Source organism: Gilliamella sp. Nev5-1 (assembly GCF_001690895.1).
GTDB lineage: Bacteria > Pseudomonadota > Gammaproteobacteria > Enterobacterales > Orbaceae > Gilliamella > Gilliamella apicola_C.
This window is the reverse complement of the sequence record NZ_LZHO01000061.1, coordinates 1-19799: the sequence shown is the minus strand read 5'-3', so window position 1 is coordinate 19799 and position 19799 is coordinate 1. Positions and strand designations below refer to the sequence as shown.

Here is a 19799-nt window from a genome sequence, read left to right as displayed (position 1 = left end):
TAGATTTAATTAAATTATCAATTCATTGCAGGTAAAATCATTTTATTATTTTTAACTAATTGATCTGCGACTAATTAGTGCAAATTAGTGTATAAAAAATTTTAAACAATTTATTAACTATTTTTGCTAAAAAAGCGAACAAAAATAGTCTCTATTCAAAAAATATCAATATATTTATTTTTAGAGAATATAAAAGGTAAGATAAAGTGATCAGACAATACTCTCAATAAAATGAACTTTATTGAGAGTTATAACATGCTATTTTCTAGTTGGCTTTTTAGCTGTCGCTTGACGAGGCACGTGGGATGCTCTAGACAAATTGGTCAATTTAACCCGCTTAGGTCTTATTATACGTTTGTCTGACGATGATCCTGTTGTAAAGCTTTTGGTTTCTGGCGGTAATCCAACAAGTTCACGTAGATAATTCACAGAGTCGATACCTAATTCCATCCACGTTCCACGTGACAGCCCTTTAGGTAAAGTGATATTGCCATAACGAATACGCAGCAATCGGCTAACTTGTACTTCAATAGCTTCCCACATTCTGCGAACTTCTCGATTGCGACCTTCAGTGATAACCACATTAAACCATTGGTTAAGTCCATCACCACCTTGTGCTTTAATTGATTGAAATGAAGCTGGACCATCTTCGAGTTGTACCCCTTTACGAAGTTGGTTAATCTGTTGATCAGTCACATTACCAAATACACGAACGGCATACTCACGCTCAATTTCATGCCGTGGATGCATTAACCGATTAGCCAGTTCACCATCAGTGGTAAATAATAGTAAGCCAGAAGTATTGATATCAAGTCTACCAATATTAATCCAGCGAGCATTTTTTAAGCGAGGCAACCGTTCAAAAACCGTTGCTCGCCCCTGTGGATCGTTACGTGAACAGATTTCACCTTCTGGTTTATAATAAGCAAGGACTCGGCAAACTTCTTTTTCTTTACTTCTAAGCTGAACTAGATACCCATTAATACGTATTTTAGGATTAGCATTAACATCAACGCGATCGCCTAACGTAGCAATTTTACCATCCACACTGATTTTACCTGCTGCAATCATTGCCTCAATTTCACGGCGCGATCCATTTCCTAAATTAGCTAATACCTTTTGTAGTTTTTCAGTATTATCAGGTGGCAAATTTTTACGAGCTACGCTTGCTGGGCAAAACGCTTTCGTTTTTTTATTGGATTGATTATCTTTTTCATTAATTTTATTATTTTTTTTACTAACTTGTGAAAATGTAGATCTGCTATGTTTCATATTATCCTCGCTGTTACCTTCTCAGGTATCATTTTATCTATTCACACTATTGTCGAAATATCAGCAATAAAAATGGTTGCTTATTCAAATGGTTTAGTGTCACCACTTCCTTTACGAATAATTTCGGGATAGTCATTAGTTAAGTCAATTACGCTGGTTGGTTGCTGGCTAATATAACCGCCATGTACAATTGCATCGAGCTGATGGCCTATTTTATCTTCTATCTCGTCGGGATCTGATTGTGCCTGATCATCATTAGGTAAAATCAGCGTGGTGGTCATTAATGGCTGTCCTAATAATTCAAGTAGTGCTAAATCAATTTTATCATCTGGAATTCGTAATCCTATTGTTTTACGCTTTTCATTCAATAATCGGCGTGGTACTTCTTTGCTAGCTTGTAAAATAAAGACATATTTTCCTGGTGTATTATTTTTTAATAACCGAAAAGTGGTATTATCCACATAAGCATAACAAGACAGTTCAGAAAGGCCACTGCACATTAACGTAAAATGATGACGCTTATCAAGTTGGCGGATTTGACAAATACGATCAACACCTTGTTTATTATCAAGCAAGCACCCTAGTGAATAACCTGAATCGGTTGGAAAAGCGATAACACCACCATCATTTAATATATTAACAACTTGCTCTAATAGTCGTTTTTGGGGGTTATCAGGGTGAATATAAAAAGTTTGGCTCATAATTGTTCTATATCAATATAATTTTAATGTTGAAGATCATACCATCAAGTATTTGATGGAACGTAAATATCATACCTTTTTAACCCGTTATTATTAGCGTTGCCAATTATGCCAAATCGGTGTAACGCTATCAGGCAATGGTGTTGTTTTACCTAAATCTAAATAGGTATCAACGCCATGAAAATCCGAACCTTGTGATGCCAACAGGTCAAATTCATTGGCTAATTTAGCTAATCGAGTTAAATCATCTTGCGTTTGCCGGCTTTGCGAAACTTCAATTGCCACACCACCACAAACTTTAAACTCACTGACTAATAGCTTCAATTTAGTTAAGGTTAGATCGTAACGACTTGGGTGAGCAAGTACCGCTTGTCCACCTGCGGCTCGAATAGCATTAACCGCATCAGCAATGCAACACCATGTTGCTGGCACATAAGCATACCCTCCTTTGCCTAAATACTTTTTAAATGCTCTTTTGATATCCTTAACATAACCGTTAGCAACTAAAAATCTTGCAAAATGGGCACGTGAAACAATATCACCTTTAGCAAAGTGTTGTGCTTGTTGATAAGCATTTTCTATACTGACTTTAGCTAGTTTATCACTTATGGCTAACGCTCGATTAATGCGTCCTTGTTCTTGTGAAGATAGCAATGCCAATAACTGTGGATTTTCAATATCAATATTCAGCCCTACAATATGAATTTCGCTGTTTTTCCACGCTGTTGATATTTCAACGCCACACACTAATTTAACGGGTAAATTTTCATTAGCTATCACTTTTTGCGCTTCAGGTAAACCTTTAACGGTATCATGATCAGTAATAGCCAAAAGAGCGATTTGATTATCCACCGCTCTTTTGATAAGTTGGCTTGGCGTTAAAACACCATCTGATGCAGTGGTATGAGAATGTAAATCAACAATCACTTTTTTCTCGAAAATTATTTTGAAACGTGTAATATACCACACAATTTGCATGACCACGAAAAGGTATATTATGAAAGATCAAATTATTCTTGCTCAGCAAGATACTAACGCTATTATTGAAGAACTATTAGAAGATGGTAGCGATCCTCATGCGCTTTATATTATTGAACACCATGTTTCATCGCAAGATTTTGATAAATTAGAAAAAGTAGCAGTAGAAGCCTATAAATTGGGTTATGAGGCAACCGATCCTGATGAAGATGTAGATGATGCAGGCAACGTTGTTATTGGTTTTGATATTATTGCCGAAAGCCCGCTTAATGCTGAATTAATCAATGCGCAAATTGCTGAAATAATCAACCTTACCGCCCAGTTTGGCGTCAATTATGATGGCTGGGGCACGTATTTTGAAGATGGCAACGATGACGATTTTGATGATGCTGAGTTTATGGAAACCGTGCACTAAACATCATCCATATCTTTTTAAATACCTACTGTTATCCATCAAACAACGGATAACAGTAGTTGACTAGCATAACTTATTTTACTTTCTCTATACGACTGGTTCTTTTTTGATTTGGCGATACACTTCGCACAGAAACGGTTTCACCCTTTTTAATATTAACTGGCTCATTATAACGATGCCATTGTTTTCCTTGGTTGGTTGAATATTCAATAGTTAAGCCAGGAAAAACAATATTTGCTATTAATTGATTATTTTCAATTTTAGCACCTGGTATAGGCAAGCGATAATTGATATTGGCTAAATCAAGTTTTTGCAACTCGCGTTGCCCAACTAAATTTGCAAATCGAGTCCAATCATTTAGTAATTTTTGTTGATTAACATAATGCGTGGTTGCTTGAGAAAATTCACGACCTTTTTGGTAATCAATTTCCCAATCAGCTTGATGCCAAGCTCGTTCAGCTACGGCTAACAAACGGGGAAAAGTCATGTATTCCATTTTTTTATCGGTACGAATATCTTCCGTCCAAATCTGAGCAGATAGCCCATAAGCGCCAGACCAATTCATTGTACCTTTAGCTGTAAATGGGTTACCATCGCGATCAACAGATGTTTCTGCATTTTGTGGTAAATTATTTGGCGCAAAACTAAATATCTTTCTTTCATCATTAAAACGCGTTGCCCAATAATAACCGCTTTCTTTTGGGTTGACTTCATAAGGCATATCTAAATAAACATAATCAGGGTTAGATATTATGACTTGATAGCCTTTATTTGCCCACTCGTTCACAGAGTCAAAGCCGCCCCAATATAATGTATCCCAAAAATTGACCGTAACTTTATCTACCGCAAACGATTTTGCATTAGTTGCGTGTTTCATGCCATCTTGCCAAGCTTGCATATGGTTTATGCCATGATTTTTAATTATTGAGCTAACTTCTTGAGCAAAATAACTAGGAAGGTGTTCAATATCGTTAACAATGCCATTATTTACCATTGTTTGGCAAGCTTGTGATTTAGCCCACGGGTAATCTTCTTGACTTTGATCTATTGTGCCTTTAGCATCCGTTTTATCTTTGGCTTTTATATCTTGATACCCAGCGCCTAAGCGAATATTTTTTGCTTCATCACCACCAAAATGCCAAGTATTAAGCGGTTGATCGGCCTCAACATGCATTTTTGCGATCTCATCAATAATTTTATTTACGAAACGTTTAGATGAATCAAGACATGGATTTAAATAGCTTAAACGGTTATAAAATTGTACTGTGGCGGTATTTGACGTATCGGTTGGATCAACTAGTCGAAACTCATTGGCTTGTGCTTCTTTTCCTTCTGCCATTAAACGTTTATAACGTGCCTCCATAGACACAATGGCAGCCCGTGCATGAGCTGGCATGTCAATTTCTGGTATAACCTCGATAAAACGAGCTTTAGCATATTTAACAATATCAATATAGTCTTGACGGCTTAAAAAACCAGATCCGGTGGTATTGTTTTCAGGACCGGAACCGAGTTGTGGCAATAAACATTGCTGTTCATTAAGATCATGACAACGTTTACTGCCGATTTCGGTTAGCTCGGGTAATCCAGGAATTTCAATACGCCACCCCTCATCATCACTTAAATGAAAATGAAATTTATTCATTTTATATTTTGCCATTTGATCTAATAAGCGCATGATTGATTCTTTAGTTTTAAAATTACGACCAATATCGAGCATAATGCCTCGATAGGCAAAACGTGGCGAATCAAAAGCATTAAGTGATGGAATGGTTTTGATATCGTTTACAGGAATCAACGATAAAATAGATTGCACAGCATAAAATATCCCTCTTTGGTCATAAGCTGATATTAGTGTTTCATCATTTTTAATATCTAATTGATACGCTTCTAATTGCCCTTGCTTGAATTGTTTAGGATCAATGATTGCTTTTATCTTGTATCCATTTTCCGTTACAGGAATATTTAGTGCGTTAAATTCTGCCTTTAAAATAGCTAAACTGTCTTGATTTAAACCATCAAGAATTAAATTAACGCCTTGCTGACCAATAGATATATCTTGTTTATTTAATGTGATTTTAGTTGGTGTTGGTAAAATTTGCCCACGTAGCGATTCAGCCGATAATGTTTTAATATCCGAGTTATATTGAAAACGGTTAACTGGATTCATTATTGTATTGTGATCGTCGGCGGTCCTTTTCCACTGCTGTGTAATTGGAGCTACAAATGCCGATAAGTCATCGGAATCTGTATTTGTATTAGCAATTATTTTGGGTTTAGCATTACTTGATGTCACATACCAACGAGGCATTGCATCGCTTTCACTCACAACCCAATATTCGCCAATAATGGGAATATTAATCGTGGAATTAGCAGGAATCGATGTGAATTTTTCTGTTGGTTCAATTTTATGAAGATCGCCTGTAATATGAGTAATTTTGAACTGATCATTGTTTATTGCTAAAATCATGCGAATATTATTAAAATAAATAGCCCAATCTTTATCTTTAATTTCTGGGCCATTATTCTTTAGTGAAATCATCATTTTGTTACAAGCAGCCCAATCGGCACCTAAAGCCGAGCAATTTATACCATGTGCCCCTGCTTGATTATCGATTACCTCATATTGAACATTGAGTTGTGAACTCATCACATCAACAATTTGTTGAGAAGCTGAAACAGCTTGAACGGCACAAACATTTAACAAAGAGGCGATTGAAGTGGCTAATATTGCTGTTTTAATCTTTTTCATAAAATTTTACCTATTTTTGTTTAGCATTAAATACAGTGAATGGAATAGTCACAATAAACTTGATATCACGCTCATCTTGGAAGATATTGCCGTATCCTCCTCCCCAGCTTGGTATGCTATTTGAGTGATTATTATATTTGGTATAATGTAGTTGGAATGAAGTATCTTTTGCTAAACCATTTTGTATGCTATAACTTAAATCAAAATTATAAGCAGATTCAATTAAGCGTTGTTTTTGATTTTTTGCTGTAGAATTTGGCTTTGCATCCCAACCATAAGCATAAGAAGCACCCGTTTTCCAACCTGCGAAATAATTAGATACATCACTTAAATCATAAGTGACTTCGGCAAATACGGCCTTTTCGCCATTAGCATTAAAATCTGAACGAGAATTCCACCATATATCTAAACGACCATTTGATGAGGCATAATCAGGTGTCATACGTTGTAAAAAAAAGCCTTGCTCGCCTTCAGCTTTAACTGTTACACCTTCAAGTCGAAAATTAACTGGCCCTACTTGATAACCCAATGTGGCTGCTTGTAACCACGCTAAACCATCGTAAACATCTTTGCCTTTATGTGATTGATCTTTGGCACCATAAAATTGATAGCTAAGAGTGAGAGGATTATCCAGTAGATTTGTTTTATAAGAAGCTTTGCCAAAAAATTGGTTCATATAATTTTGTGCCTGCCCAAATGCGCTTTCTAATACTAAATCATTTTTAAAATCATACTTCAAACCCGCAGAATGCAAAAAGTCAATTTTTTTACCTGCTCCCCACTGACGAAACTCATAAAGCTTTTTATACCATGGTGCTTTATATTTATCAGCCCACATATACGACATGGATAACACGCCAGAAGTATCAAAATCAATTGTTGAGCCAAGTTCAAACCCACGATAAGTACCTGGTAATAAGCTCCAATGAGGAGCAAGCAAAGTTTGCCCAGAAGGTTGAATGTAGCCCGTTTTTATCCAGAATAACTCATCGATTTTAAAATTTGCCTGTGCTTTATAAAAGCTCAGCCCACTAACATCTTTTTTCCAATTCTCGTCCCAACGAGTATTAGCCCCACTAAATCCTATTTCATTGGGATGCCCATTTCCACCATTACTCACTTCCCATGCGCCATAACCGCCAAGTTCAATAGCAAACTTATCTGCGATATAACCTGATCTAAAATCTAAATTAGCGTTAAATGAGGTGTGTCTTAAATTTTTCTCATACTTATGCTCATCAATATCTTTACGTTCTCGATCTCGATTCCAAAAAAAGACATTACCCGTTAATGATGAATCATCAATAAATTGATTAACATTAGATGCATAAACGGGAATTGTACTTGTTAAAACAGATAAGGATAAAATCAGTTTAGTTAAAAAATTAAATCGACATGATATTATTTGTGCATTATAGATACTCATATGTTATTCCTATAATTATTCTGTTTAATTAACAATTAAATTCATCAAGATCTAACTCACTCAATTAATAAATTGTTTGTGAATACGCGTTTTTATAATGCATAAACATATTTTATCTAGCAAATTAAACAATCTAAAATCGTGATCAAAATCACCAAAAAATACATTTTTAATGTAAATTTTTAGAGAAAAATCACAACTTTTTTTATTATAAAAAATAAAAACAAAGCACATCGTTTTAACAAATTGTAACTATCGTACTGAGGTACTCGATTTATATCTATTTAATAATCTAGAACAAGCAAGAAAGGTAACCGAAGAATGACTAACCATTTATAACACCGAAAGACCACATCAGGCATTAAATAACATGACACTGCTCGAATATAAAACGTTAAAACGGGTAGCTTAATTTTCTACGTGAGTTGTGTACTAAGTTTGGGGTATTTACAAAATGACAAGTAATGATATAAATTTTAGATTATAAAAAATGGTGGTAAAAATGATAAATGGCGTAGACGTAGAGAAGAAAAAGGATGAAATAAAAAAAGAGAAACTACTGAAATTTCTCTTTTTACTATATAAAAAAATAAAATTTAATTCACAATCAATGCTATTGATTATAAGTTATTGAAAAGTCATCTTAACTTAATTTTCAGTATCAATTTCTTCAAAACTTTTTACTAACTCATCAATGGCTTTCATTTGCTTTAAGAAAGGCTCAAGTTTTGCTAATGGTAACGCAGATGGACCATCGCATTTTGCATGGCTTGGATCTGGGTGTGATTCTAAAAATAGCCCAGCAATGCCAACTGCCATACCTGAACGCGCAAGCTCGGTTACTTGACCTCGACGCCCACCTGATGCTGCGCCCATTGGATCACGGCATTGTAGAGCATGAGTAACATCAAAAATAACAGGAGAGCCTTTGCTTGCTTTTTTCATAATATTAAAACCAAGCATATCAACCACTAAGTTGTCATAGCCAAAACAACTACCACGATCACAAAGAATTATTTGGTTATTACCAGCTTCTTCAAACTTTTCAACAATATTACCCATTTGACCTGGGCTGACAAATTGTGGTTTTTTAACATTAATTACCGCACCAGTTTTAGCCATTGCAACAACAAGATCGGTTTGTCTTGCTAAAAAAGCGGGTAATTGAATAACATCAACCACATCAGCGACCGGTTGGCATTGTGCTTCGGTATGTACATCAGTAATAATTTTAACGCCAAATTGTTGTTTAAGTTCTTGGAAAATTTTAAGCCCTTCTTCTAAACCTGGTCCACGATATGAATGAACAGAAGAGCGATTAGCTTTATCAAATGAAGCTTTAAAAATATAAGGGATATTTAGTTTATTGGTGATAGAAACATAATGTTCACAGATTTTCATTGCTAAATCACGAGATTCGAGCACATTCATACCACCAAATAATACAAATGGTAGGTCATTGGCGACAGTAATATCACCAATATTTACTTTTTTTTGTTGTATCATAAAATATTCCTAGTTAGGGTTTAAACCAGCGACCAAGAGTAACTCTATCATTACCGCTATAGTCAGCAAAGGTTTCGACTAATTGAAATCCGTGTTGTTTAAAAATAGTTTGTACTGCCTCACCCTGTTTCCAACCATGTTCTATCAGTAACCAGCCATATTGATTTAGATGTTTAGTTGCGCCATAGACAATGAGTTTAATATCGGCTAAACCGTCATCTTCTGAAACTAATGCACTTCTTGGTTCGTAACGAACATCGCCTTGTGCTAGATGAATATCTGTTGGTTCAATATAAGGCGGGTTACTGATAATCATTGAAAATTTTCGATTTTTTATTGGCTTATACCAGTCACCTTGTAAAAAATAAACATTGTTGACCCCTATTTGGGTTGCATTTTGTTGCGCTAAAATCAACGCATCTTTATTTTTTTCAATTGCGGTAAATAAACAGTCTTGACGCTCCGTTGCCATGGCGATAACTATTGCACCAGTACCCGTACCGAGATCCAACACTTCGCATGGCACTTTAGGTAGATACTCTAAACCTAATTCAACTAATTTTTCAGTATCCGGTCTTGGGATTAATGTAGCGTTAGAGACATTAAACTTTAAAGACCAAAATTCTTTTTCGCCAGTAATATAAGCGATAGGCTCACCATTTTGCCTGCGCTTTAAACATTCAGATAAAGCAATCAGCTCATCATCAGTAAGCAATGTTTCACTAAATGCCATTAAAAATGTGCGTGTTTTGTGCGTAACAAAACTCAGCAAAATTTCAGCATCACGCTTTGGGCTTTCACTATCAGTTAAAGTTTGAGATGCACTTTTAAGCCATTGTAAATAAGTCATTCATCTTGTTCCGATAAAGCGGCTAGTTGATCTGCTTGATATTCCTGCACAATTGGATCGATTAGCATCTCTAATTTTCCTTCCATGACTTCATCTAATCGGTAAAGCGTTAGGTTAATACGATGATCAGTAACACGTCCTTGAGGATAATTGTATGTTCTAATTCTATCAGAACGATCACCTGAGCCTAATAGATTACGCCTTGTTGAGGCTTCTTCTTGTTGGCGTTTGCGCAGTTCGGCATCTTGAATTCGTGCAGCTAATACAGACATTGCTTTAGCTTTATTTTTATGCTGTGAGCGCTCATCTTGACATTCAACAACAATACCCGTCGGAAGGTGCGTAATACGAATCGCTGAATCCGTCGTGTTAACATGTTGACCACCAGCCCCAGATGAACGATAGGTATCAATTTTTAAATCGGCAGGGTTGATTTCTGGCATTTCAGCCTCGGGAACTTCAGGTAAAACAGCAACAGTACAAGCAGAAGTATGAATGCGCCCTTGTGATTCAGTTTCTGGCACGCGCTGAACTCGGTGACCACCTGATTCAAATTTCAAATTGCCATAAACCCCGTCACCACTGACTAACATAATGACTTCTTTATAACCACCGTGCTCACCATCACTCGCACTCATAATTTCAACGCGCCAATTGCGTGATTCGGCATATCGTGTATACATTCGGGCTAAGTCACCGGCAAAGATAGCGGCTTCATCGCCACCTGTTCCCGCTCTAACTTCAACAAAACAGTTATAATCGTCATTAGGATCTTTAGGTAATAATAATACTTGTAATTGCTTTTCTTGCTCTTCAACTTGGCTTAATGCTTCATTTAATTCCTCTTGTGCCATTTCGCTCATTTCAGGATCTGATAGCATCATTTTAGCCGTTTCGATATCTTCTTGGGTTTGCTGCCAATCAGAAAAACACTTAACCACCGCAGTTAATTGTGAATATTCTTTAGATAGCGTACGAAAGCGATTTTGATCTGCAATAACTGAAGGATCAGATAATAATGCTTGAACCTCTTCATAACGCTCTTGTAGTGTTTCTAACTTATTGATAATTGAAGGTTTCATAAAAATATATTTTGATAGAGATTAGTTAAGTTTGTGCAACATTATATACTTAATTGCCTTTAAAATACAGTTTTCGGCTTGTTTCAAACTTATCTCTTATTATCATTTTAACAAGAGATAATAAAGCAATTAAATAAGCTGGATTATTATATGTATTTTAAAAAGAGGTTTTAGGTATGTAGCATTACTTAATGTCTTAATTGAAATAATTTACATTGCACTATAATTTACATTGCACTAACTGTTAGTTTTTATCAATGCCATTAACTATAGTATTTATTTTACTCGTCAACCCTCACTTTGCTAAAAATCGAACCCAATGAATCATTAGCGCTTGTCTGATCAAATTTGAACTACTATAGTTAAGGTTATTCAGTTTACATTTTGGTATCTATTTTTTGGCGAACAATTTCAAATAAACAAACCCCCGTTGCAACAGAGACATTGAGTGATGAGACAATCCCCGCCATTGGAATGCTAACTAATTCGTCACAGTGTTCTTTAGTTAAACGGCGCATACCTTCACCTTCAGCCCCCATAACCAACGCAAGTGAAATTGTTTTTGCTGTTTTATAAAAATTTGTTTGGTAAAGTGTTTTATTAGCTTCACCAGCAGTCCCAACGATCCAAACTTGATACTCGTCTTGCAACATTCGCATGGTGCGTGCCAAATTGGTCACTCTAACCACCGGCACACTTTCTGCCGCGCCACACGCCACTTTTTGGGCTGTTGAGTTGAGTGGTGCTGAGCGATCTTTGGGAACAATAATAAAATCCACACCCGCCGCATCAGCCGTTCGGATGCAAGCACCTAAATTATGTGGATCGGTTACGCCATCTAAAATTAAAATAACAGGATTTGGCTGCTGCTCCATAAGTAGAGGAATATCATTTTCTTGATAACCTCGATTAGGCTTAACCATAGCCAAAATACCTTGATGTACTCCATTTTTCGCTTTTTCATCTAACCATTGACGTTGAGCAACTTTAACAGGCAAACCTAGTTGCTCTAATTGACGTACAATAGCGATAAGACGTTTGTCTTCTCGGCCTTTAATAATAAATACTTCAATAATTCTTTCTGGCGAGCGAGCTAATAATGCTTCAATTGCGTGCAAGCCATAAACTGTTTCACTCATTTATGTTCTACTCTTTTATTTTATTAACTGATTTTGTTTTATTACTTGATTTTGGTTTACTTCGTTTTTTGCTTTTACTTTTGCTTTTATCTTTAACTTTTTTAGTAAGCGGTTTTGCACTATTTTTATTGGTTGATTTTTTGCTTTTTCGTTTAACAGGTAAATCAACTTTTTGATCTGTTTTTACTTGTTTTGATTTATCCTTGGCAGTCTTGCCTTGGCGTTTTGGCTTATTATTACTGCCAACTAGAGAAAAATCAATTTTACGTTCTTCAGGATTAACATTATCGACTTTAACTTGCACTTTATCGCCTAAGCGATAAGCAAAACGGGTATTTTCGCCAATTAAGCGATTATGCGCAGCATCAAAAAGATAATAGTCGTTTTCTAACGACGAAACATGCACTAAGCCGTCAATGAACAATTCATCTAATCGAACAAAGAAACCAAAATTAACGACACTTGAAATGGTACCATTAAATACTTCGCCAACATGATCTTGCATATAATCACATTTAAGCCAATCGACCACATCACGCACCGCTTCGTCAGCACGCCGTTCAGTCAGTGAACAATGTTCACCGAAATAGAGCATTTCATTTGTGGTATAACAATACCCGCCAGTTTTACTGGTTTTATGCTGTTGGTCAGCTAAAATCCATTTAATCGCTCGATGTAATAACAGATCTGGGTAACGACGAATTGGCGAAGTAAAATGTGCATATTCTTCAAGCGCTAAACCAAAATGACCACGGTTTTCTGGGTCATAAATAGCTTGCTTCATAGAGCGTAAAATTACCGTTTGCAACATATCATGATCTGGGCGAGTTTCAACTATCGCCATTAATTCGGCAATATCTTTAGGTTTTGGGCTAACCCCGCCACCAAGTGATAAGCCAAGTTCACTTAGAATGCTACGCAAGTTATTTATTCTGTCTTCATCTGGTCTATCATGCACTCGAAATAATGAAGGTACTTGAGCATTAATCACCAGTTTTGCTGCCGAAACATTAGCTAAAATCATACACTCTTCAATGATTTTATGTGCCACATTTCGCTGAGCAATTTCGATACTTTCGATGCGCTTATCGGCGTTAAAAACAAATTTCGGCTCTTCAGACTCAAAACCTATCGCACCGCGAGTGATACGGGCTTTATCAAGCACCTGATATAATCCGTAAAGGTTCTCAAGATGCGGTACCAATTCGTGGTAATGCTCTCGCAATTGCTCATCACCGTCTAAAATTTTAGCCACTTTAGTATAAGTTAATCGAGCATGTGAGTTCATTACTGCTTCGTAAAACTCATACCCTGTTAAACGTCCTTTATTTGATACGGTCATTTCGCAAACTAAACATAAACGATCAACTTGTGGATTTAACGAACACAGCCCATTTGATAGCTGTTCTGGCAACATAGGTACAACTCGTGATGGAAAATAAACCGATGTACCACGCAAGCAGGCCTCTTTATCCAACGCTTTGCCTAATCTGACATAATAACTGACATCGGCAATGGCAACCCACAAACGATAGCCGCCACCACGATTTTTTTGACAATAAACGGCATCATCAAAATCACGTGCATCTTCGCCATCAATAGTAACTAAAGGCAATTGGCGCAAATCCTTTCGCCCTTTTTTAGCGCTTTCTGGTACGTGTTCAGTAAATTTACTTACCTCTTTTTCGACTGTTTTAGGTAGTTCGTAAGGAATTTCGTGATTACGCAAGGCAATATCAATAGCTAAATTGGTACCCATTATTTCACCAAGCACTTCTTTTATGATACCAACAGCTTTTTGATGGCGTTCTGGACGCTTTTGTAACTCAACGACGACTACGGTTCCCATTCGAACAGTACGATTGGGTTTACCTGCAATTAAAATATCGAAGTTTAAACGGCTGTCATCAGGAACAACAAAGCCTACGCCTTGTTCGATAAAATATCGCCCGACAATTTGATTATTGCGTGGCTCTAAAATCCGCACTACACGAGCTTCCATTTTACCACGATATTGTGTTCCCATTGGCTGTGCTAAAATCACATCGCCTTGTAACACTTTTTTCATCTGTTCTGGTGATAAAAAATAGTCTTCAGGGTTGCCTTCTACTCGTAAAAAACCAAAACCATCACGGTGTGCAATCACGCTACCTTTGACCATATCTAATTTTTCAGGCAGCGCATAACATTTACGTCGAGTAAATACCACTTGACCATCACGCTCCATTGCCCGTAAGCGACGATGTAACGCTATTTTTTGTTCTTCGTTTTTAATTGCTACCGCTTGGGCAATTTTTTCTAGACTTGCGGGTTTCGCTTCTTGTTTAAGGTAATCTAAAATAAGTTCACGGCTGGCAATGGGGGAATCGTACTTTTCGGCTTCGCGGGCATAAAAGGGATCTTTTATCATAAAGGAATATCCTGTGCTCAAATATTAATGCTAGCATAACATAGAGAGATATAACTTAAAATAAACATTCAATTTATAAACAATAATATCTTTAATTAAAAAGACTAAACTTTAACGGAATACTTTTAATTGCGAATCGATTTAATATAATTGTTTGTTATTTTGTAAAATAATTATAATATTAGTTCCATTTTTTTCTTTTTTTATAGCGTTTCGGCCGAACGAGAAAATCGATGAAATAAATATACAAAATAAGAATTAAAAGAGCCCAATGTCGTTTACGATTTAACGTTTTATCATTAGCATAGACCGTTGCAATATATCCCGAAAAATAATACCGAATAAAAAATCCAATAATAGATAAAAAATAATAACTCATACAGACTAAAATACTCATGTATATCGACCTTATGTTATAATATTACCAGCCCTATCTTTTCGATATGTTGAACCATCACGGCTTTCACAACGATAATAATCGAGTGCATTGTCATTATCAATGAACAGTTCTCAACAATTTGTCCAACATTAATGATTGTTTTCTATCATGTGATCCTCGCCCAAAAAACGGACAAATGTCACCTTTATGATATAACTAACAATTATAGGAGAACACATTATGTATCAAAAAATTTAGTGCACAAGTCGGCGAGGTACCAATAGAAGTACCAATATATGAAGCAACATCTGTTACCATACCCATTACCGCTAATCTGCCGTCAGTTAAAAGTTAGCGTATCAGGTTATTCTGTTTGGCTAAAGCATGAACCAAATTAAATGAGCTATTTGAGAATATCAAAGCACTTTATTGGCAACATGAAGCCCGTTTAGATGCACCAAGCTTAGTACATGATATCAGGGGGCAAGGGCTAGGATGTATCATACAGAAAGGTTAGTTGAGCATGATAAAAATCAGCCAGAAAAATTATTGATTTTATTAAAGTTTTTATTTTATGGCATAATAAAAAATAATCACATTAATCCTTTTGCTACAAACCTATTATTATGATGTGCTGACTAATACATAAAGTATATTAATAAGTATTTAATTTGTAACTCGCTCAAAAATGCTTTATTTTGTTGTCGATTTCCTAAAGGGGTATTACTACCTAGTGACCAAGAATACCAAATATTGCAGTGCTAATTTTAAGCAGTGAGTGTTACAACATGGACTTAACCAAAGTATGAGCTGAGCAGGCAATTGTTAGGATAATGCCATTACCGAAAGTTTTTCATATGTGAAAAACCGTATTATTCATGATGACAAAACACAGGAAGCAGCCAATAAAAAGCTATTTGAATATACTGAAACTGATTATAATCAAGTTTGCTGACATTTAACTCATGGTTAGATATCGCCTGAACAATATAAAAAGCAGTATTACGTTAATAACATATTTATAGAAGCGAGTACTGTCTAATATTTTGGCGGGAATCAACTAGCGGTTTTATAAGAGCGCCTAATAATTATAACTTAGAATACGTTACACATAATTGGTCACACAAAAATTAGGGCAACCACATAAAAACTGAATATTTTGTTGGACAAGCTGAAAAATCAGCCTATTTTTAATAATTTTAATAAAGTGAGATAAGTATGAAAGAACTTTCGAATGTAGATCCTGATTTAGAGCAAAATATCATATCTATTGTAGAAGACGGCAACGTTTTTAATGTCAATAAAAACTATTCTTCAGCTTTACAAAATTATCAGAAAGCATGGGCGCTTCTACCAGAACCCAAATTAGAATGGGAATTGATCAGTTTATGGTTATCAGGCTCTTTTTATACAACTTATTTTAATTTAAAAGACTATGAAAATGCCAAAATTTGGGCGCATTCTAAGCTGGCAGCTACAAGTTCTGATATTGATATAGGCCCATATATTGATCTTGGCATGGTTTATTATGAATTAGGCCAATATGATGAAGCTTATAAATATTTTAATGCAGCCTATGAATGTGGCAAAACCCGAGCATTCAAAGGACGACCTAAAAAATATTTAGAATTCTATTTAAAAGAGACACAACAAAAGGATAAAAAATAATTTCTAGTTAGCGAAACTAAAGTAATCAAAACCACCTGCCATATCCAGCACAACAACGCCGAACACTGCCTGAGCTAAGTACGTACGTACGCACGAACAAACAGATCGCAACCAGCGTTACGGCTATGTCTATCTGGCAGAAATCATGGAGATATAAAAAATATAATGTCAGCAGAATTTCAATTATTTTTTAATGATGAAAAATGGTATATAGACCATAAAGATAAAATTGCAAATAAAATTAAAACATTAAATACTTATATTAAAAAAAATGATTCCGCATATCTTTTATCAGGGACAGAATCTATTTCTAATAAAGGAAATTGGCCATTTGATGTTCGCTTTTTTTTTGAAGATAAACGTATTTTTATTGAAATAAGTGCTCATCCCCTAAGTATTGAGAAAGATTTAAAGGCCTTATTTACATGGTTAAGAAAACAGACAGGAATAGTAATATTAGATGAAGATGGAGAATTAGCAGGATGGTGAATATGATCCACTAAAAACTCACTCGTCTATGTTGATGGTACACTAATGAGTGAAACATTGTAAATATCCCATACTTAGTACAATAATCACATAAAAAATTTTGTTATATATTATTTAATACTGCTAAACAGCTACTGGCCTATACCGCCCCCCGCGGCCACTGCATCCACTACCAGCACGACCCTTGCGGACTGGTGCACACCCGCATTGATGCTACCTGACGCAAACTCGGCTTTAACTACGATGCCTATAGCGTCTTAACCCCCCCCTCATATCTGAATGGCTATCCGGAAGAGTTGACCGACGAAAACGGTAACATACTGTGGGAATGTAGCTTTCAGTTATGGGGAAAACGGGATCAGGAAATTGAGCACCAATCAATAGAACAAAACCTCTGATATCAGGAACAATATTTAGGCGAAAAACTGGACTGCATGAAAATACTTTCAGGTATTATGACCCGGATATAGGTAGATTTACTCAGCCTGACCCGATAGGATTGCTGGGTGTCTTGATTTGTATCAGTATGCGCCTAATGGGTTGACTTGATTGACCCATTTGGTTTAAAAGCATGTGGGGTAAAAAATAAGAAAACATCGTATGATAGTAAAAGTCGAAGAGATCCATTTAGACAGGTTAAGCACAATGCAGGTATACCGATGAATCAATAGCCTAGAGCCATTACACGACTATCTTTACGAGATGTAATGGCAATACTATGATCGCTAGAAACGGTCAACCAATAAAGACTCGACAATATGAATTTATTGATAAAAACAAAAAATCCATTTTTATTCAATATTATAGTCTTTAGCACACTAAAGCAGAATCAGATCATGGTGCTGAGCCACACTTTAATGTTAGACTTTCAAATAACCTGAATACTGATCATGTTTCTGGAACTCATGGTCATTATAATTTCTCTTAAGGAATTGATATGTGGTTTAAAAACGCGTTAGGCAGAGAAAAAATTCAATTTATGTTTAATAATGAATTTAACTTTCAATCTATTGAATTGAATAGTGTTTCATTTGAAAGCTATTCAGAGGTGAAATGCCATTTAACTTGCAAGGAAATTCCCAAAATTTACCCTAAAAAATGGGATAAAGTTGGATTTAATGCATTAAGTTTAATTATTACTTTTAATGAGATAGTTCAGTTAAATATGTCTGGTTCAAGAGTTGGTTTTTTCTGTTCACCAACGATCACTTCTTTTACGGATTATTCTGAAATAACCGTTAAACATGATAAATTACAGCTTTACTGTAAATCAAAGTTTTTAATTATAGAAAGTATAACTCCCTATATAGATGAAAGATGGGATTAAAAATATAGATGAAATAAATTTTCATTAAGTCGGTGCATCGAAAACATCTGCTAGACCCGCAGGCCCCCCTACAAGCGTACCCACTTCCTGTGGAACAACTTAACAATGATTCAGGAAACCATCCCGAATCAGCACTGTAGCCTGTATATCTATACCGACCAAAACAGCTACGAACCACTGGCATGGATAGGCACAAACGGCAACCAAGAACAGCATATCCGCTATTACCACACCGACCTAAATGCCTATCAGGAAGAGCTAACCGATACAAACGGCGAATTACTCTGGGAATATAGCTTTCAGTTATGGGGAAAGTACATTCAGGCAATCAAACCCGAGCCCATAGAGCAGAATCTCAGATATCAAGGCAATATTTAGACAGAAAAACCAGCTTACATTACAATACGTTCTGATACTATGCTCCGTGAGAATTGAGTTGTTGGCGTACACCAAGAAAGAAATTTTGGAAAAATAAAGCTAAAAATAATCCTAGTATGTATTCGAAAAATAATATTAAATTAATAAAGGAGGGTAAAGCACCCAAATTACAAGTTGAAGTAATAATAGAAAATCCAGCAAAAAGGAAACCAAAAGATGTACAGATAGTGTAAATACCCCAAACTTAGTACACAACTCACGTAGAAAATTAAGCTGCCTGTTTTAATGTTTTATATTCGAGCGGTGTCATGTTATTTAATGCCTCATGCGGTCTTTCGGTGTTATAAATCGTTAACCATTCTTCGGTTATTCTCCTTGCTTGTGCTAAGTTGTTAAAAAGATATAAATCGAGTACTTCAGTACGATAGGTACGATTAAATCGTTCAATATAACCATTTTCATAAGGGCTACCGGGCTGGATATAATCAATGGCTATATCATGTGATTTAGCCCAGTTTATAAAGGTTTTTCCTGTAAATTCTGGTCCATTATCGACGCGTATTTTTAACGGATAACCATGATACTCCGCCAATTTATCCAAATAACGAGTCACTCTACCTGCGGGTAAACTCACACCAATATCAATACCTAATGCCTCACGATTAAAGTCATCGATGACATTGAATGTCCTAAAGCGACGTTGATTACGACTACTGTCACTCATAAAATCCATTGACCAACATTCACCTTGTTTATTGGGGGCTAATAACCTTTCCGGGCATCGTGGAGGAATGCGTTTTTTACGCTTTACCCTGAGATTAAGCTTTAATTCACAATACACCCGATATACCCGTTTATGATTCCATTGATAGCCGAGCTTTCTGATACGATTAAAACATTTAGGAAAGCCCCAGCGTAAATGCCGGTCTGTGATAGCATTCAACACCGAAACAATCACCGAATCATCCTGTAACTTAGCTTGATAATAGTAAGCACAACGGCTTAAACCAACAATGGCACAACTCAT

The 19799-nt window shown here is 35.9% G+C and carries 19 protein-coding genes and 1 pseudogene; 9 read left to right on the top strand and 11 right to left on the bottom strand.

Going from position 1 to position 19799, the window contains the following annotated elements:
* Window positions 1–258 precede the first annotated feature (258 nt).
* The 3 genes from rluB to rnm form a co-directional block, all read right to left on the bottom strand.
* Window positions 259–1272, bottom strand: a complete 1014-nt coding sequence (gene rluB, locus A9G41_RS08360; protein ID WP_081302167.1) for a 23S rRNA pseudouridine(2605) synthase RluB — start codon at window positions 1270–1272, stop codon at window positions 259–261.
* Between the two features lie 80 nt (window positions 1273–1352).
* Window positions 1353–1973 (bottom strand): L-threonylcarbamoyladenylate synthase, encoded by a 621-nt coding sequence (locus A9G41_RS08355; protein ID WP_065582275.1) that lies wholly within the window; start codon window positions 1971–1973, stop codon window positions 1353–1355.
* A 93-nt stretch (window positions 1974–2066) separates the two neighbouring features.
* Entirely contained in the window at window positions 2067–2900 is an 834-nt protein-coding gene (rnm, locus tag A9G41_RS08350; protein WP_218057948.1) for an RNase RNM, read from the bottom strand.
* Between the two features lie 70 nt (window positions 2901–2970).
* On the opposite strand from rnm, the gene rraB reads away from it, so the two are divergent.
* Window positions 2971–3366 (top strand): ribonuclease E inhibitor RraB, encoded by a 396-nt coding sequence (gene rraB / locus A9G41_RS08345; protein WP_065582277.1) that lies wholly within the window; start codon window positions 2971–2973, stop codon window positions 3364–3366.
* A gap of 73 nt (window positions 3367–3439) precedes the next feature.
* On the opposite strand, the gene A9G41_RS08340 is transcribed toward rraB, so the two are convergent.
* The 7 genes from A9G41_RS08340 to rnr all read right to left on the bottom strand — a co-directional run bounded on the left by A9G41_RS08340 (window position 3440) and on the right by rnr (window position 14531).
* Complete coding sequence (locus A9G41_RS08340; protein WP_065582278.1) at window positions 3440–6118, bottom strand: beta-N-acetylhexosaminidase; 2679 nt, start codon at window positions 6116–6118, stop codon at window positions 3440–3442.
* 10 nt (window positions 6119–6128) lie between these two features.
* Window positions 6129–7544 (bottom strand): OprD family outer membrane porin, encoded by a 1416-nt coding sequence (locus tag A9G41_RS08335; protein ID WP_075539548.1) that lies wholly within the window; start codon window positions 7542–7544, stop codon window positions 6129–6131.
* 648 nt (window positions 7545–8192) lie between these two features.
* Window positions 8193–9047: a 3-deoxy-8-phosphooctulonate synthase gene (kdsA, locus tag A9G41_RS08330; protein ID WP_065582287.1), complete on the bottom strand. Its 855-nt coding sequence runs from the start codon at window positions 9045–9047 to the stop codon at window positions 8193–8195.
* A gap of 16 nt (window positions 9048–9063) precedes the next feature.
* A complete protein-coding gene (gene prmC, locus A9G41_RS08325) occupies window positions 9064–9900 on the bottom strand; it encodes a peptide chain release factor N(5)-glutamine methyltransferase (protein WP_065582279.1) in 837 nt (278 codons plus the stop codon).
* The gene (prfA, locus tag A9G41_RS08320; protein ID WP_065580428.1) at window positions 9897–10982 is read right to left on the bottom strand and encodes a peptide chain release factor 1; all 1086 of its coding nucleotides are present in this window, start codon (window positions 10980–10982) and stop codon (window positions 9897–9899) included. The genes prmC and prfA overlap by 4 nt, the downstream gene beginning before the upstream one ends.
* A gap of 377 nt (window positions 10983–11359) precedes the next feature.
* The gene (rlmB, locus tag A9G41_RS08315) at window positions 11360–12121 is read right to left on the bottom strand and encodes a 23S rRNA (guanosine(2251)-2'-O)-methyltransferase RlmB (protein WP_075539547.1); all 762 of its coding nucleotides are present in this window, start codon (window positions 12119–12121) and stop codon (window positions 11360–11362) included.
* Window positions 12122–12128: 7 nt separating this feature from the next.
* Entirely contained in the window at window positions 12129–14531 is a 2403-nt protein-coding gene (gene rnr, locus A9G41_RS08310) for a ribonuclease R (RefSeq protein ID WP_075539546.1), read from the bottom strand.
* 1597 nt (window positions 14532–16128) lie between these two features.
* Between rnr and A9G41_RS08305 the strand changes: the two genes are divergently transcribed.
* The 8 genes and pseudogenes from A9G41_RS08305 to A9G41_RS15075 all read left to right on the top strand — a co-directional run bounded on the left by A9G41_RS08305 (window position 16129) and on the right by A9G41_RS15075 (window position 19005).
* Window positions 16129–16578: a tetratricopeptide repeat protein gene (locus tag A9G41_RS08305; RefSeq protein ID WP_065587838.1), complete on the top strand. Its 450-nt coding sequence runs from the start codon at window positions 16129–16131 to the stop codon at window positions 16576–16578.
* Window positions 16579–16743: 165 nt separating this feature from the next.
* Window positions 16744–17067: a hypothetical protein gene (locus tag A9G41_RS08300; RefSeq protein ID WP_082259641.1), complete on the top strand. Its 324-nt coding sequence runs from the start codon at window positions 16744–16746 to the stop codon at window positions 17065–17067.
* 275 nt (window positions 17068–17342) lie between these two features.
* Complete coding sequence (locus A9G41_RS15090; RefSeq protein WP_082259640.1) at window positions 17343–17465, top strand: RHS domain-containing protein; 123 nt, start codon at window positions 17343–17345, stop codon at window positions 17463–17465.
* A complete protein-coding gene (locus tag A9G41_RS15085; protein WP_082211735.1) occupies window positions 17444–17611 on the top strand; it encodes an RHS repeat-associated core domain-containing protein in 168 nt (55 codons plus the stop codon). Before A9G41_RS15090 ends, A9G41_RS15085 begins: the two co-directional genes overlap by 22 nt.
* Window positions 17612–17893: 282 nt before the next feature.
* A pseudogene (locus A9G41_RS15080) lies at window positions 17894–17995 on the top strand (HNH/endonuclease VII fold putative polymorphic toxin); the annotation flags it as partial.
* A gap of 9 nt (window positions 17996–18004) precedes the next feature.
* Window positions 18005–18394, top strand: a complete 390-nt coding sequence (locus A9G41_RS08295) for an Imm50 family immunity protein (RefSeq protein WP_065567493.1) — start codon at window positions 18005–18007, stop codon at window positions 18392–18394.
* Window positions 18395–18499: 105 nt separating this feature from the next.
* Window positions 18500–18772, top strand: coding sequence for an RHS domain-containing protein (locus A9G41_RS08290; protein ID WP_065582282.1), 273 nt, complete (start codon window positions 18500–18502; stop codon window positions 18770–18772).
* 53 nt (window positions 18773–18825) lie between these two features.
* Window positions 18826–19005 carry a hypothetical protein gene (locus A9G41_RS15075; RefSeq protein ID WP_179854692.1) on the top strand — a complete coding sequence of 60 codons (180 nt, stop codon included), beginning with the start codon at window positions 18826–18828 and terminating at the stop codon, window positions 19003–19005.
* Window positions 19006–19040: 35 nt separating this feature from the next.
* Here A9G41_RS15075 and A9G41_RS08285 read toward each other — a convergent pair.
* On the bottom strand, window positions 19041–19799 hold a 759-nt coding region (locus tag A9G41_RS08285; protein ID WP_065582623.1), incomplete at its 5' end, for an IS3 family transposase.